The 11,324-nt window shown below is 63.0% G+C and carries 23 protein-coding genes; all 23 read right to left on the bottom strand.

Annotation, left to right across the window (positions count from 1 at the left end; genetic code table 11):
- Nucleotides 1-62 precede the first annotated feature (62 nt).
- Nucleotides 63-737 carry a hypothetical protein gene (locus IVA80_RS11070; RefSeq protein ID WP_247429096.1) on the bottom strand — a complete coding sequence of 225 codons (675 nt, stop codon included), beginning with the start codon at nucleotides 735-737 and terminating at the stop codon, nucleotides 63-65.
- A gap of 52 nt (nucleotides 738-789) precedes the next feature.
- Nucleotides 790-1,152: a hypothetical protein gene (locus IVA80_RS11065; RefSeq protein WP_247429093.1), complete on the bottom strand. Its 363-nt coding sequence runs from the start codon at nucleotides 1,150-1,152 to the stop codon at nucleotides 790-792.
- Nucleotides 1,153-1,167: 15 nt separating this feature from the next.
- The gene (locus IVA80_RS11060) at nucleotides 1,168-1,884 is read right to left on the bottom strand and encodes a hypothetical protein (protein WP_247429090.1); all 717 of its coding nucleotides are present in this window, start codon (nucleotides 1,882-1,884) and stop codon (nucleotides 1,168-1,170) included.
- A gap of 25 nt (nucleotides 1,885-1,909) precedes the next feature.
- Nucleotides 1,910-3,169 (bottom strand): VWA-like domain-containing protein, encoded by a 1,260-nt coding sequence (locus IVA80_RS11055; protein ID WP_247429088.1) that lies wholly within the window; start codon nucleotides 3,167-3,169, stop codon nucleotides 1,910-1,912.
- A complete protein-coding gene (locus IVA80_RS11050) occupies nucleotides 3,159-3,386 on the bottom strand; it encodes a hypothetical protein (RefSeq protein WP_247429086.1) in 228 nt (75 codons plus the stop codon). Before IVA80_RS11050 ends, IVA80_RS11055 begins: the two co-directional genes overlap by 11 nt.
- 116 nt (nucleotides 3,387-3,502) lie before the next feature.
- Complete coding sequence (locus tag IVA80_RS11045) at nucleotides 3,503-4,579, bottom strand: hypothetical protein (RefSeq protein ID WP_247429083.1); 1,077 nt, start codon at nucleotides 4,577-4,579, stop codon at nucleotides 3,503-3,505.
- Nucleotides 4,580-4,624: 45 nt separating this feature from the next.
- The gene (locus IVA80_RS11040) at nucleotides 4,625-4,855 is read right to left on the bottom strand and encodes a hypothetical protein (protein WP_247429081.1); all 231 of its coding nucleotides are present in this window, start codon (nucleotides 4,853-4,855) and stop codon (nucleotides 4,625-4,627) included.
- 30 nt (nucleotides 4,856-4,885) lie between these two features.
- Nucleotides 4,886-5,062, bottom strand: a complete 177-nt coding sequence (locus tag IVA80_RS11035; RefSeq protein ID WP_247429078.1) for a hypothetical protein — start codon at nucleotides 5,060-5,062, stop codon at nucleotides 4,886-4,888.
- Nucleotides 5,063-5,080: 18 nt separating this feature from the next.
- Nucleotides 5,081-5,515: a dATP/dGTP diphosphohydrolase domain-containing protein gene (locus IVA80_RS11030; protein WP_247429076.1), complete on the bottom strand. Its 435-nt coding sequence runs from the start codon at nucleotides 5,513-5,515 to the stop codon at nucleotides 5,081-5,083.
- A gap of 293 nt (nucleotides 5,516-5,808) precedes the next feature.
- Nucleotides 5,809-6,021 carry a hypothetical protein gene (locus IVA80_RS11025; protein WP_247429074.1) on the bottom strand — a complete coding sequence of 71 codons (213 nt, stop codon included), beginning with the start codon at nucleotides 6,019-6,021 and terminating at the stop codon, nucleotides 5,809-5,811.
- Between the two features lie 94 nt (nucleotides 6,022-6,115).
- Nucleotides 6,116-6,322, bottom strand: a complete 207-nt coding sequence (locus IVA80_RS11020) for a hypothetical protein (protein WP_247429072.1) — start codon at nucleotides 6,320-6,322, stop codon at nucleotides 6,116-6,118.
- The gene (locus tag IVA80_RS11015; protein WP_247429069.1) at nucleotides 6,315-6,542 is read right to left on the bottom strand and encodes a hypothetical protein; all 228 of its coding nucleotides are present in this window, start codon (nucleotides 6,540-6,542) and stop codon (nucleotides 6,315-6,317) included. The genes IVA80_RS11020 and IVA80_RS11015 overlap by 8 nt, the downstream gene beginning before the upstream one ends.
- Nucleotides 6,529-6,891: a hypothetical protein gene (locus tag IVA80_RS11010; protein ID WP_247429066.1), complete on the bottom strand. Its 363-nt coding sequence runs from the start codon at nucleotides 6,889-6,891 to the stop codon at nucleotides 6,529-6,531. The genes IVA80_RS11015 and IVA80_RS11010 overlap by 14 nt, the downstream gene beginning before the upstream one ends.
- Nucleotides 6,888-7,205 (bottom strand): hypothetical protein, encoded by a 318-nt coding sequence (locus IVA80_RS11005; RefSeq protein WP_247429063.1) that lies wholly within the window; start codon nucleotides 7,203-7,205, stop codon nucleotides 6,888-6,890. Before IVA80_RS11005 ends, IVA80_RS11010 begins: the two co-directional genes overlap by 4 nt.
- Nucleotides 7,206-7,220: 15 nt before the next feature.
- Nucleotides 7,221-7,424 (bottom strand): hypothetical protein, encoded by a 204-nt coding sequence (locus IVA80_RS11000; protein WP_247429060.1) that lies wholly within the window; start codon nucleotides 7,422-7,424, stop codon nucleotides 7,221-7,223.
- Nucleotides 7,421-7,594, bottom strand: coding sequence for a hypothetical protein (locus tag IVA80_RS10995; protein WP_247429058.1), 174 nt, complete (start codon nucleotides 7,592-7,594; stop codon nucleotides 7,421-7,423). The genes IVA80_RS11000 and IVA80_RS10995 overlap by 4 nt, the downstream gene beginning before the upstream one ends.
- Nucleotides 7,594-7,776, bottom strand: a complete 183-nt coding sequence (locus IVA80_RS10990; RefSeq protein WP_247429055.1) for a hypothetical protein — start codon at nucleotides 7,774-7,776, stop codon at nucleotides 7,594-7,596. Before IVA80_RS10990 ends, IVA80_RS10995 begins: the two co-directional genes overlap by 1 nt.
- 2 nt (nucleotides 7,777-7,778) lie before the next feature.
- On the bottom strand, nucleotides 7,779-8,051 hold the full coding sequence (locus tag IVA80_RS10985; RefSeq protein ID WP_247429052.1) for a hypothetical protein: 273 nt from the start codon (nucleotides 8,049-8,051) through the stop codon (nucleotides 7,779-7,781).
- Between the two features lie 15 nt (nucleotides 8,052-8,066).
- Nucleotides 8,067-8,429 (bottom strand): hypothetical protein, encoded by a 363-nt coding sequence (locus IVA80_RS10980; RefSeq protein WP_247429049.1) that lies wholly within the window; start codon nucleotides 8,427-8,429, stop codon nucleotides 8,067-8,069.
- Between the two features lie 237 nt (nucleotides 8,430-8,666).
- Entirely contained in the window at nucleotides 8,667-9,410 is a 744-nt protein-coding gene (locus IVA80_RS10975; protein WP_247429047.1) for a hypothetical protein, read from the bottom strand.
- A gap of 90 nt (nucleotides 9,411-9,500) precedes the next feature.
- Nucleotides 9,501-9,680, bottom strand: coding sequence for a hypothetical protein (locus IVA80_RS10970; protein ID WP_247429045.1), 180 nt, complete (start codon nucleotides 9,678-9,680; stop codon nucleotides 9,501-9,503).
- A gap of 298 nt (nucleotides 9,681-9,978) precedes the next feature.
- Nucleotides 9,979-10,128, bottom strand: coding sequence for a hypothetical protein (locus IVA80_RS10965; RefSeq protein WP_247429043.1), 150 nt, complete (start codon nucleotides 10,126-10,128; stop codon nucleotides 9,979-9,981).
- A gap of 305 nt (nucleotides 10,129-10,433) precedes the next feature.
- Entirely contained in the window at nucleotides 10,434-10,736 is a 303-nt protein-coding gene (locus IVA80_RS10960; RefSeq protein ID WP_247429041.1) for a hypothetical protein, read from the bottom strand.
- Between the last annotated feature and the right edge of the window lie 588 nt (nucleotides 10,737-11,324).

Here is an 11,324-nt window from a genome sequence, read left to right as displayed (position 1 = left end):
CGCATCTCCTGTGGGTGGGGGACTACAAGCCGGCGAGGATGGTCCAGATCCTCGCCGGCTTTTTACATGCCGTGATAGTCGCCGAGATCCGGCTCGTTGTATTTCTGGCCTTCCGTGCAGACGATGTTGACGTCGCCGTAGTCGGCTTCCGGCGTGTTCTTGTCGAGCAGCGCCACGGTCGCGAGCGTCTCGGCGGTGAGCCGGCAGGCGCGCTGTAACCCCGCAGGTAACGTCAGCCCTTGCGGCGGGCGGATCGACTGCAGCTCGTTGACCAGCGACATGGTCATCGCGTTCTCGGCGCAGATCTGCATGAGCGACGGCCAGAAGAAGCGGATCTGGCTCGGCGACTTGCAGAGCTCGTTGAGCTTGATCAGTGTCGCGACGACGCGGCCATAATCGCGTGAGATGTTGCCGCCGCGATCCAGCCAGGTATTGATACGCTCGATCACCTCAAGCGGGGCGTCGGGCTGCAGATAGTGCTGGCCCAGACCCGGAGGCGCAGGGCGGTCCTTGCTGGAGTCGCGCCACATCCAGAACTTCACCACCTCGTCCCCATGCAACCATGCCAGCGCGGTGCCGCCACCCGGCTTGCCGACATAGGGCGCGATGTCGACGAACAGCTGGCGCGCCTCGCGCGGGGCGAACGTGGCGAGGTATTCCGCATGGGTCAGCGTCAGCCGGCCGATCCGACTGCGGCGCTGGTAGAGCTCGCGAATGTTCTCGCGCAGGGTGGACATGGTCCTGTCCTTGAAGGCGGGCATCATGACCTCGTTGGGTTATCTGAGGGTGTTATGGTTTGGTGAGTGCGCGCCAGTGCAGGTCGGCCTCGAAGCCGAGGCGGATCAGCTCGGCGCGGATGGTCTCTTCGCCGCACGGGTCGATGCCGATGAAGTAGTCGCGCTCCCTGTTCCAATCGATGCACGCGCGCAGCGACGTGGTGAAATCGGCGTCGTCGCTGCAGAGTGTGTGGGTCAGATCGCCCTCACAATAGTTGAACAGCTCGCGCTTCACCGGGTTGACCCAAGTGCCGTAGTAGGGGGCGTCCTGCCTCGTATCGAGCTGCGCCCAACCGTCTGACGGCTTGCAGAGCCGGAGGTCGTATTTGTAGCGGTCGCCGTTGATGACGTCGGAGCCGCGCTTGATCTCAGCCATGATTACCTCTCGGGGTTATGCAGCGAGCTGCTGCAGGGCGTGGCCGCCCCATTGCGCCGCCATCGCGTCGGCGATGCCGGGGAAGAACTTCGAGCGCTCGTGCCGGCGGTCGACATTGGAGCCGAGCCCGTGGATGCGCTGGGCGCGGCCGGCGACGATGTTGGTGGGCGTCAGCTTCGGCAGGTTCTTCAGCCAGAAGCAGGTGCGCTTGCACTCGCCGTGCCCGAACTGCCAAGGCTGCACCGACTGGGCGAGCTCGGCGTAGTTGCGGATGCGCTGCTTGGCGTGGCCGTGCATCACCGGGTTCTCGATGCAGATGCGCGGGATGCCGTGGTCGATGTCGGCATTCCAGAACGCGGAGAACAGCTCCGCGCCCTTGTCGAGCTCGTCCCACATGAAGGCGAGACGCTGCTCGCGGTTCATGCGGGCATAGGCCGCCACCTCGCGGATGGTGTAATGCGCGGTCGAGAGCTTGGTGGGCGGCTCGTGCAGCCAGCGCACGCCGGACAGACACAGCCGCGTGCAGGGCGGATGGGCGACCATGAGCAGGTCCCAGCCCCAATGCAGGATGGTGCGGGCGTCGCCGGTAATGTGCCGGTTGCTGCGGTCGTCGCTTGCCAGCAGGTCGCAGGACCAGACGTCGTGGCCGAGCGCAGCAAAGGCGCGGCGCACGATGCCGGAGAACTCGCAGGCGACCAGCACCCGCAACGGCCGATCGACGACCGACTGCATGTCGTTACCTCGTGGGGTTAGGGGATCAGGCGGCTTGTTGCGGAATGTCGACGACCTCGCCGAACGGATAGGTCGCTTGCGGATAGATCGACCCCCAAATCACGGGATAGCTCGGCGCGGCGCTCGGGAAGGTGCCGAGTCCGTCAGTCAAGAAAACCAGCGCGTCGGGCTCCAGCCCCAGCGCGGCGATCTCGTCGAACACCGGAGTGAACTTGGTGCCGCCGCCGCCGGGCGCGCCCTTGTGGCGGATCACATTGAGGTCGCTGGCCTCCTCGGCCTCGTCGACCCGTTGCAGCTTGGCGTCGCACCACATGATGACCAGCCGCTGCGGCTTGGTGTCCTCCAGGATGCCGGCGATCTCGGCAAAGAACATGTCGAGCGTCTTGGCGTTGATCGAGCCGGAGGTGTCGCCGCCGATCACCACGGTGCCACAGCCATAGCCGGAGCGGGCGGGGTAGTAGATGTCCCGCACGATCAGCCGCTTGTCGGGCTTCTTCCAGTCGTAGCGGTCGGCGCCGAGCCGGCGCGCCATCAGGCCGCGGATCTTGTCGCGCCAGTCGACCTGCGGGTTGAGGATGTTGTCGTTGAACCAGCGGTCAAGCGCCGCCGGCAGCTTGCCGCGGGCACGGGCGGCGTTCATGCCGGCCGCCACCTCGGTCTGCCATTTCAGCGCGTTGCGCTCGCTGGCGGCCGAGGTCGGGTCCTTACCTTGCGAGGTACCCGGCTCAAGGTGCTCGTCGAAGTGCTCGCCGCTCGGCCCCTTGCCCTTGCCGCCGTTGCTGTCGTCGTAGACCTTCTTGTAGGCGTCGAGCGCCGAATCCATCGAGGTCGCGATATTGGTATCGTGCAGCCAGTCCTTGTTGAAGGCGAGGCCCTCGACCTTGATCAGGAGGTCGTTAATGACCAGATCGGTCGCCACGTTCATCAGCTTCGGCAGGTAGGGCAGGTCGGTGCCGTCGGGATAGGCGACCTTGCCGCGCTTGTGGAAGCGGTGCATCAGGCCGATATGGTCCCAGATGCAATGCATGATCTCGTGGGCGCAGACGAAGCAGCGCTCCCTGAGATTGTACTTGAAGAACGTATCCGGGTTCAGCAGCAGGTTGGCGCCGTCGGTCGCGGCGATCGGCACCTCCTTGGTGAACAGCGCGGTGTGCTTCGAACCGGCCTCGTTCATCATGGTGTAGAAGACGTGCGAGAACGCCGGGCAATACCACAGCAGCGCGGTGCGGGTATCGTCCCAGAGCTTCTCCTGGGTGGGCGTGAGTGCGCAGGGTTCAAACTTCATCGAGCACCTCCTCGTCGTCGACCATCTCGACTTCCTTGTTGCCGGCGAACATGTCGCCATGCTCGACCGCGACCTGCGGCTTGCGCTTGTCGGCGATCAGGGTGGCGGAGCCGAGCAGCTCCTTCGCCAGCTGCATCGCCAATCGGGTCATGAGCTCCGGCTTCTTCTTGTCGTCGAAGTCCACGCGGAGCGTGATCTTCCATTCGCCCAGTGCCATGCGTTCGGTCCTCTCGGGGTTCGAGGGTTACTTGGTCGGGTAACGGTGGGCGCAGGGGCGGCCAGTCCCTGCTTTGAGTGTTATTGTCGCGAGAGACGGCCCTACACCCAGCCCGGCTACCTGCTCAGCGCGGCCAGCAGCGACGCGTTCTTGCTGGTCCACTCGCGCATGGCGGGGTGGATCACGAGATCGCTGTTGCGGGTGCAGGCGGCCTTGGCGAAGGTGATCGCGAACTCCTTCTCCAGGCGCTGCACATAGGTGATGACCGGCTTGATGGTCTTGTCGCAGACGCGGTGCGCCAGATTGTAGGCGATCAGCATCGCCGCATCGGGCTTGTTCTCGGGCACCTTGGTGCCGGTGGGATCGGCGACGATCTTCTCGAACCGCGGCATCTCGCGCTCCAGCCGCACGAAGGCGAAGTATTGCGAGGAGCCGCCGACGCCGATCATGCCGCTGGCTTCCTCCGCCAGCAGAGGATCGTCCGGAATGTTCTCGGTGCCGCCGGTTACCTCGCGCAGGTAACGGTCCCAGCCGGCCAGCGAGCGCGGCGTGCACCACGCACCTTGTTTGTCGGGCACGCCTTCGGTGAAGACGATCTGCGGGTTCTGCGCGGCGAAGGCTTGGGTCAGCGGCAGCAGGCCGTTGGCGCTGGCCCATTCCAGCCAGCCCTCGATGTCGTCGGTGACGTCGATCTCCATCCGGCGGTTGATCAGATGGTCGAGCTCCTTGGTGGAGCCGGAGCGGTCGGTGGCACGGTTGCCGGCCATCCAGATGACCCAGCCCTCGGGGATGAAGTGCGGCCCGAGCCGGCCGGACAGCGCGGCCTCGCCCATGATCTTCTTCAGGTCGGTGTCCATCTTGTCGGCCTCGTCGACCACGATGACGCCGCCGTCATATTCGTCGAGCCGCTTGCCCTCACGGGTGCGGAACCAGAACGGATCGGTGAAGACGGATTCGAGCCGGCCGTTGTCGAGGCGCCGCGGCATCAAATAGCCGAGCACGTCGCCGGGCGTGAGCAGCGGGCCGTTGAGGATGACGAGCCCGAAGCTCTTGCCGGGATACTTGGCGGCGAGGATGGTCGGGGCGAGCGACAGCGTCTCGGTCTTGCCGCGGCCGGGCGCCGATTTGAGGTAGATCGAGCGGCGCGCCGCATACCAGCCGGGCATGCGCTTGGCGATGTCGTGCAACTTCATGAGGTAATTTCTCCAGGTGGGGGGTGGGGTGGTGGTGAGTGCGCGTCAGGCGGCGAGCAGGTAGTCGCCGTGGCCGACGTCGTGGATCAGGGTGACCGGATCGTGCGTCCGCAGCAGCCGATGTTGCTGCACCGATGTCAGGCACTCGTAATGCGCCTTCACGATCGTGAGCACGTTCTGCTTCTTGTCGAGCACCGCGACCACGTTGTCGGTGAGCACGTCGACGAAGCGGATGATGCGCGCCGGGCCGTTGTCAGGGTTGAATGCGAAGACCAAGGGTTACTCCCGAAGGTTATGGTTTGCGGGTTAGACCGGGACGCGCTTGCTTGCTTCGTCGAGGAACGGGCGCGTGTTGAGGAGCGCGACAACGTCCTTGTCGAGGATCAGAGCCGTGTCGGCCTTGACGAGATCCTGCAGCGCGTCGAACGCGGCAGGCTGTGGCAGGGTGGCGATCACGGCGAGGCGGGACTTCAAGTCGTTCATGTCGGTTACTCCGTGGGGTTACGCCGCGATCTTGTCGCGTTCGGTGTACGGCTTCTTCGGGTCGGGGTATTTTTCGAGCAGCGCCACCGCTTTGGCGTTGAGCTCCTCGATCCACTTGTCGTCGCTGCGCGGCGGCCGGTCGTCCTCCCAATTGCCGCGCATCATCGCGTCCCGCAGCACGACGAGCGACGCGATGGCCTTGGTGACGTGGCTGAGCCCGCTGTCGGGGTCGTTGTCCTGCCCCTCCCACCATGCGGGCATGTGGCGGGACATGACGGCGTCGTAGTAGACCGAGGCGCGGACGCCGATGACGCGGTAATTGTGGCGGCCGTACTTCAGCGCGCCTTCCATCATCGCCAGCCCCACTTCGCCGAGGACCGGCGCAGGGATTGGCGAGACTGGAACTTTCCTGATCCCGAAGGCGTCCTTGGGGTTCGAGGGTTTGATGGTCATATCGACTCCGGTTCAGCGGGGTTTCGCTGTGGAGTCGATTAGCTTTCGAGGGTTACACGAGGGTCTTATTCGCGGATGGAACCCAAATTATTTTGGGGAACTCGCAGGCGCAGTCGCCCACTTCCTCCGAGGACTCGGGGCTGATGTCCTTGCCGCACTGTGGGCACTCGTCGTCGACGCCGCAGGACCAGTGATCCTCCCAGCTCACGTCGCAGTGATCGCAGTGATACTTGTTGAGGAACAAGGGCGAGCATTCGGATTCGGTTGCCCATTGGTGGGCGCAATCGGGCTGCTTATCTGGCATTGCGGTCGGCCTCCATCTGCGCCTCGACCACCGCGAAGGCGGCGCGGCCCCGCTCGACCTTCGCCACGCGCCGATCGACCTCGTTGGCGAGCTCGTAGGTATCGCGGAAATCGCCGGGACAGTTGCGCATGTGAGTGCGCGGGATGGTGTTGAGGGCGTGCTGGATCGCCTTGAGGAAGTCCAGCATCGGCAGGTCGGGCATGTTACCTCTCGGGGTTAGATGGTGTGAAGCAGGAAGGCGAACCAGATGACGAGCGCGATGGTGAGCATCGCGGCGAACTCCAGCAGCCTCATTCCTACTCGTGCTCGGCGATGTTGCGGTTGGGTGGCGTGGTGAGTGCGCGGTTGCTGACATAGCCGGGGCCGTAGCACGCGCCGCATTCGAGGCGGGTCCAGTCCGTCTTGCCGTCGGGGTCAGGCTGGTTGCGCAGCTCGGGCTTGCCATCGAGATCGTCGATGTGCGTGGGCTTGCCGCAGGCGTGGCAGCGAAACAGATCAGGCATTGTTACCCTCCAGAGTAACCTTGCTGCGCTTGGTGGCGCGCTTCTTGTTGGGGATCTTCTTCGCCCGGTAGATCGGCAAAGCGAGTGCAGCGGCGGCCGGTGAGCGGCGGCGCGGCTTGCGCGGCTTCTTCTTGGTCACGATGATCCTCTTCACCAGTCCATAAGGCTGCCCATAGGGCCACGGGCAGAACTCGTCATAGACCTCCTCAGTCCTGGGCATCGACGCCCTCCTTCAGCTTGACCAGTCCGCGTTTGCGCAGCTCGTCGCCGATGTCGTCGCGGTGCTGGCGCAGCGTCTCGAAGATGCCATCCGAGAGTTGCTGCTCCACCACCAGCTTGTTGAGATCCGCGCGGGTGCCGACGTATTCCTCCTCGCCGTCGTCGAAGTCGCTGAGCACGTCGGGCGCCGCCAACACAACCCATTGGTCGCCGTTGAGATCGCCGATGTTGTGGACGATGCCGTAATAGCGGTCGCCGAGCGCGGTGTGCAGCGCTGCCGCGATCTGGCCGGGCGCCATGCCGTCGAACAGCAGGATCAGGGTGGCGCCGACGCCGGCCACGTCCGTCACCTCCGCCCCCAGAAGAACCAGCGCTTGCCCTCGCGGTTCTTCAGCAGCACGCCAACGGCACGCTCCTTGATCCGGATGGTGCGCTCCTTCGATGCCACTTCCTTCTCGCGGATGGCGAGCGCATTACCCTTCGAGGTAAGTTCGTCCAGGCGTCGCACGGTTTCGTCGTGCAAATATTCGAGCAGCAGAACGACGTCGTCGTGATTTTGTGGCGTGAGTGCGCGCGGGTTCATCGCGCGGATCTGCGCTGCGAGGGTGTGATAGGTGATTTCTTCCGGGGCGTGGTCCTCGCCGAAATTTGGCATCACGTTCATGGCTGGGTCTCCTGGTTAGATCAGGTGGTGGCGGATGCAGTAGCGGCGGGCCGCGTCGGCTTGCGTGTCGCCGCAGCAGTGGACCCATGTGAAGTCGAAGTCGTCTTCGCTGGGGTGGTGACACGACCACGGCTTGAGCTGCATGTGCTCGGCGGCGCGCTCGAACGTCGCGCCAGTGAGCACCGCGATCGCAATGCACTCGTCGTCCGAGAACGTCACGGCTGCTTCTCGGTTACCTGCGAGAGTAACCAGTGGTGATGATGCAGGGCCATGCGCTGCTCGTGGTCCATCCTCGCGAGCATCGTGGTGCGGTGATAGAGATCCACGACCAGCAGGCACAGCAGGGCGCCGATGATGACGAGGCTTGCGAGGATGATGTTGACGAGCATCAGGGTTGCGCCTTGAGGTATTGGTCCGCCTTGCCGCTGGAGGTCTGGCGGTGGGTGTTGATGCGACGCATCAGGTCGCGGACGTATTCGTGGCCGGCAGCGGTGATGTCGCCGGTTGCGGCGTCGACCAATCCCTGTTCCACCAGGGACTGGCGCATCTTGTCGTGAGGAACGAAGCGCATCATTACCACTCGTATTTGGGCAGCGCGTCGACCTCGTCGGCGTCACGGTCGAAGCAGATCCAGCGGCAGCCGAGGTTGTGGGCGTATGCGACACAGGCCGCCAGATCGGCGGGCCAGTCCTTGTCACCGCGAACGGCGACGTCGCTATCGACCCAGACGAACCAGCCGTATTCATGCTTCGCCATGTGGAAGTCGGTCTCGCCGTCCAAGAGCTTGGCGGTTTGCTTGGTGACGTGGCAGGTGGACAGGTGGAGGAGGGTGCTGGTCTCGGGCATGGTTACCTCGTGGGGTTAGCGCATGAGCTCGGCGAGGAAGTCTCGCCGCGACTGATTGGTGCGGTTGTCATCGTCGCCGTACTTCTGCGCGTCGCTGGCCCAAGCATCATGCAGGCGCTGCAGGCTGCGGATCTGCGGCATCTCGGTCGCATCCATATGGATGCAGCCGATCAGATCAACTGAGCACGTCATATGGCTGGTCTGGCCGATCTCCGTCAGTTGCTCTTCGCTGAGAGCGGCACCGACAACACAGCGATAGCCGTCGTTGGTCTCGTAGACGCATTCGCGCATGGACTCGTCGGGATGCTGCGCGGTGAGCTTGCCGGCCTCGTAGTATTCGCGGCCCTTCTGCTTCACGGATTCGAGGGTGAGATTCACGGTTACCTCGCGGAGTTAGTGGGCAGCCAGGAGGCAGCCGGCGATGGCGCAGAGCACGAAGAACTGCGCGGCGAGGACGGTGATGATCGTATCGAACTGCATGCGTGTCATGGTCTGATGGTCCGATGATTTGAGGGTGGGGCGGCGTGAGTGCGCGAGGCGGGTGCAGCCCGGCGCGTGCCGACCAGTGATGAGCGATCCGCAGCCGGGGCAGCCAAGCATCGTTACCTCTCCGGGTTACGCGGCCTGCTCGATCAGCTTCAGCCCGCCATTGCCCTGCCGGCGGGACATGATCTGCGCCAGCATCTTGTCGTCGTCCTCGGCCTGCTTCACCGTCATCAGTGCAGCGAGGCGCTGGGTGATCTGCTCGTGGGCGGAGATGATCTCCGGCGACTGATCCTGCAAGCCGTGGGTGTTCTCGCCCGTGATGATCTTCTCCAGCTTGGCGGCGATCTTCTTCAGCTCCTTCTCGACAGAGACCTCGGTCTCTTTCTCCGCCTTCATCACGGTCGCCTCGATCTGGGCGTCGGTCAGCGGCGTGTCCTGCTTGAGTTGTTCCCTCGCGATGTCGACGAAGGCGGCATAGGCCGGCTTCACATCGATGTCGTCGTTCTTCAGCTTCTGCCGGGTGACGTGAGCCTGATTGAGAATGTCGGTGGCGTCCCATTTCGGGTTCGCAGCGAACAGACCGATCTGCCGCAGCTTCGAGACGTTGGCCTTGAGCCCGGTCTCGGTGCGATCGTGGATCGCCTTCTTGCCCTCGGCCTTGGCGTACTCGCCGAAGATACGGCTAGCGCCGTCGAGCCCGGCCTTGTCCTTGCCCATCTCCACCACACCATCCTGCACAGCGCGGCAGAAGGCGATCGCGAGGTTGGGCAGTGCGTCCTTGCCTGCCGCGGCGTTGCGTCCGAACTCGCGGACGTCAGCCATGAAATCCTGCAAGCGGGTGTCGTTGGTGGTGTCGTGGGCGAGTGACGTCATAGCGTGGTTACCTCGTGGGGTAAGGGTTGACGGGCTTTCCCTCGCGTAACGATCCAGGGTTACGCGAGGGTCTCATTGCGAAAATTATTTTCAGGCCGCCGTGACGTTGAGGGTGAGCTTCTCGACGAGCTGGCCGCCCATCGCGCTCTTGCGGACGTAGAGCGTGCCGATCTTGGGGTCGAAGGCGTCGCTGCCGTCGGCGTTCACTTCCTTGAAGCGGACCGCTCCCTTCGTCTGCTTCTCGATGGCGAAGTGCAGCTTGATGTCCATTGGATACCTCTCGGGCTTGGGACATGAAAAAACCCGCCGGTTAGGGCGGGCGGGGTGGAAGGGTGTGATGGTGTTATAGGTGGCGCGCGTGAGTGCGCTCAGTGGCGTGGTCTACGCACGCTCTCGCGGTTCAGGCGCCAAGTGTATTCGTCCGCGTGCTGCGGATCGAAGGGCGCAACATCCTGCCTGCCGTTGCGGAACTGCAAGATCGAGAAGATGTAGCGGCCGCTGCTGTGTTGGTTCTCGAAGCGAGCTCGCTTGCGGCAGCCTTCTGCCGTCTTGAAGACTTGCGAGTAGATCACCGGGCAGCCTCGGCACGCGAGATGCAGAACGAGACGTTGAAGCGTCCGAGCTTCACGAACCAGATGCCGCCAACCTTGCGGCGTGAGAAGTTGAAAGCCGGCACACCATAAGACAGGAGCGCCGCGGCGTGAGCCACTGCTTGCATGTTACCTCTTGGAGTAATGGGTGGTGAGTGTTCGGTTACGTGGGCGTCTCAATCGTGATGGATCAAAGGGTTAGGCTTAATGTGCCACATTTTTAATGATCCGCGCGAGGAGAGATCGTAGGGTGCGAGGGTGTTAGGGCGCGGGGCACTATAACTTTCGTGTAACCCTCAGAATCCGGGACTTGTATTGAAATAGAACATAGAACATTAGAACATTATATATATAGATAGATAACTTATTGATTTTATTAGAAAGAAACCTATAGGAAACGCTCCAACTACCTGCCGAATGTACTAACGGGAACTCAGTGCGGGCGATACACGCAACCCGACAGGCCGCGCTTGCCAAAGGGACGCGGGCGATAACCTTCCTTCACAGGCGCAATGAACTTGCGCGCCTTCGGTGCGGTGTTCTTGGGCGTCTCGTCTGCCACATCCCAGCGTTCCGGCCTGTGAAGATCGACCACGTTACCCTTGCGGGTAACTTTGTCTTTCAAGACGACAGGCGTCTTGCCCATCAACGGCTTGAAGCTGCCGTAGCGTTCTTTCATTGCGAACTGCTTGGCCTTGAGCGTGAGCTTCTGAACGGCACCGCCATTCTTCGACATGTGATCCTCCAAGAGTGAAACCATCTAACGATACGATCGTCGCGCGATCGCATGGTTAGAAGGTCAAGCGGCGCGTGCTTACCGACACGCGCCGCTTACCTCCCAAAGTAACTTCCTCACGCAATACCCGTTCGGCGCATCCGGCTCGTAAGCCGGCCCCTATCGGCATTGCGTGGTGGGTACCTCACACCAATCCCGCCGAAAGTCGCACGCTGCCCCACGCTGGTCTGATGCTTCAGAGATCACAGGCCCCGCCACTCACGAGTTCCTGCTACCTTCCGACGCGACCACTCGGTTACTTTGCCAAGGTAACCACTACGAGCAGCATGCATTCGACGGTTTGATGATAGTCCCTTGCTGGCGTTTCCCAGCCCAGCCTGCACCCGTTTAACGTGGTCGTCGACTTTCGTCGGACCGGATGTGCGGCGTTGTGAAACCGACCCTGATTAGAAGTCGGGGCGATCTGCCGTGAAAGGCAGGGCAGCTTTGCTCTCGGGCTGCTCAGTCTAGGTTCGGGGAGGTTGTAATCTCACCGTCTCACAGCCTAGGTGTGGGGGGTTACCCGGCGGGGTAGATGGACTAGGGGGT

The organism is Bradyrhizobium sp. 139 (assembly GCF_023074175.1).
GTDB lineage: Bacteria > Pseudomonadota > Alphaproteobacteria > Rhizobiales > Xanthobacteraceae > Bradyrhizobium.
Note: the sequence above shows the minus strand (reverse complement) of the source record. Positions and strands in the feature narration are given on the sequence as shown.

Excerpts from the sequence above, each read along its gene's own strand:
- IVA80_RS10960 (WP_247429041.1), bottom strand. The coding sequence starts at position 10,736 with ATGTCGAAGAATGGCGGTGCCGTTCAGAAGCTCACGCTCAAGGCCAAG.
- IVA80_RS11015 (WP_247429069.1), bottom strand. The coding sequence starts at position 6,542 with ATGCCCAGGACTGAGGAGGTCTATGACGAGTTCTGCCCGTGGCCCTAT.
- IVA80_RS11050 (WP_247429086.1), bottom strand. The coding sequence starts at position 3,386 with ATGGCACTGGGCGAATGGAAGATCACGCTCCGCGTGGACTTCGACGAC.
- IVA80_RS11025 (WP_247429074.1), bottom strand. The coding sequence starts at position 6,021 with ATGCCCGACCTGCCGATGCTGGACTTCCTCAAGGCGATCCAGCACGCC.
- IVA80_RS11065 (WP_247429093.1), bottom strand. The coding sequence starts at position 1,152 with ATGGCTGAGATCAAGCGCGGCTCCGACGTCATCAACGGCGACCGCTAC.
- IVA80_RS10985 (WP_247429052.1), bottom strand. The coding sequence starts at position 8,051 with ATGCCCGAGACCAGCACCCTCCTCCACCTGTCCACCTGCCACGTCACC.
- IVA80_RS11045 (WP_247429083.1), bottom strand. The coding sequence starts at position 4,579 with ATGAAGTTGCACGACATCGCCAAGCGCATGCCCGGCTGGTATGCGGCG.
- IVA80_RS11055 (WP_247429088.1), bottom strand. The coding sequence starts at position 3,169 with ATGAAGTTTGAACCCTGCGCACTCACGCCCACCCAGGAGAAGCTCTGG.
- IVA80_RS11070 (WP_247429096.1), bottom strand. The coding sequence starts at position 737 with ATGTCCACCCTGCGCGAGAACATTCGCGAGCTCTACCAGCGCCGCAGT.
- IVA80_RS11060 (WP_247429090.1), bottom strand. The coding sequence starts at position 1,884 with ATGCAGTCGGTCGTCGATCGGCCGTTGCGGGTGCTGGTCGCCTGCGAG.
- IVA80_RS11030 (WP_247429076.1), bottom strand. The coding sequence starts at position 5,515 with ATGACCATCAAACCCTCGAACCCCAAGGACGCCTTCGGGATCAGGAAA.
- IVA80_RS10970 (WP_247429045.1), bottom strand. The coding sequence starts at position 9,680 with ATGGACATCAAGCTGCACTTCGCCATCGAGAAGCAGACGAAGGGAGCG.
- IVA80_RS10995 (WP_247429058.1), bottom strand. The coding sequence starts at position 7,594 with ATGCTCGTCAACATCATCCTCGCAAGCCTCGTCATCATCGGCGCCCTG.
- IVA80_RS11005 (WP_247429063.1), bottom strand. The coding sequence starts at position 7,205 with ATGAACGTGATGCCAAATTTCGGCGAGGACCACGCCCCGGAAGAAATC.
- IVA80_RS11035 (WP_247429078.1), bottom strand. The coding sequence starts at position 5,062 with ATGAACGACTTGAAGTCCCGCCTCGCCGTGATCGCCACCCTGCCACAG.
- IVA80_RS11020 (WP_247429072.1), bottom strand. The coding sequence starts at position 6,322 with ATGCCTGATCTGTTTCGCTGCCACGCCTGCGGCAAGCCCACGCACATC.
- IVA80_RS10975 (WP_247429047.1), bottom strand. The coding sequence starts at position 9,410 with ATGACGTCACTCGCCCACGACACCACCAACGACACCCGCTTGCAGGAT.
- IVA80_RS10990 (WP_247429055.1), bottom strand. The coding sequence starts at position 7,776 with ATGCGCTTCGTTCCTCACGACAAGATGCGCCAGTCCCTGGTGGAACAG.
- IVA80_RS10965 (WP_247429043.1), bottom strand. The coding sequence starts at position 10,128 with ATGCAAGCAGTGGCTCACGCCGCGGCGCTCCTGTCTTATGGTGTGCCG.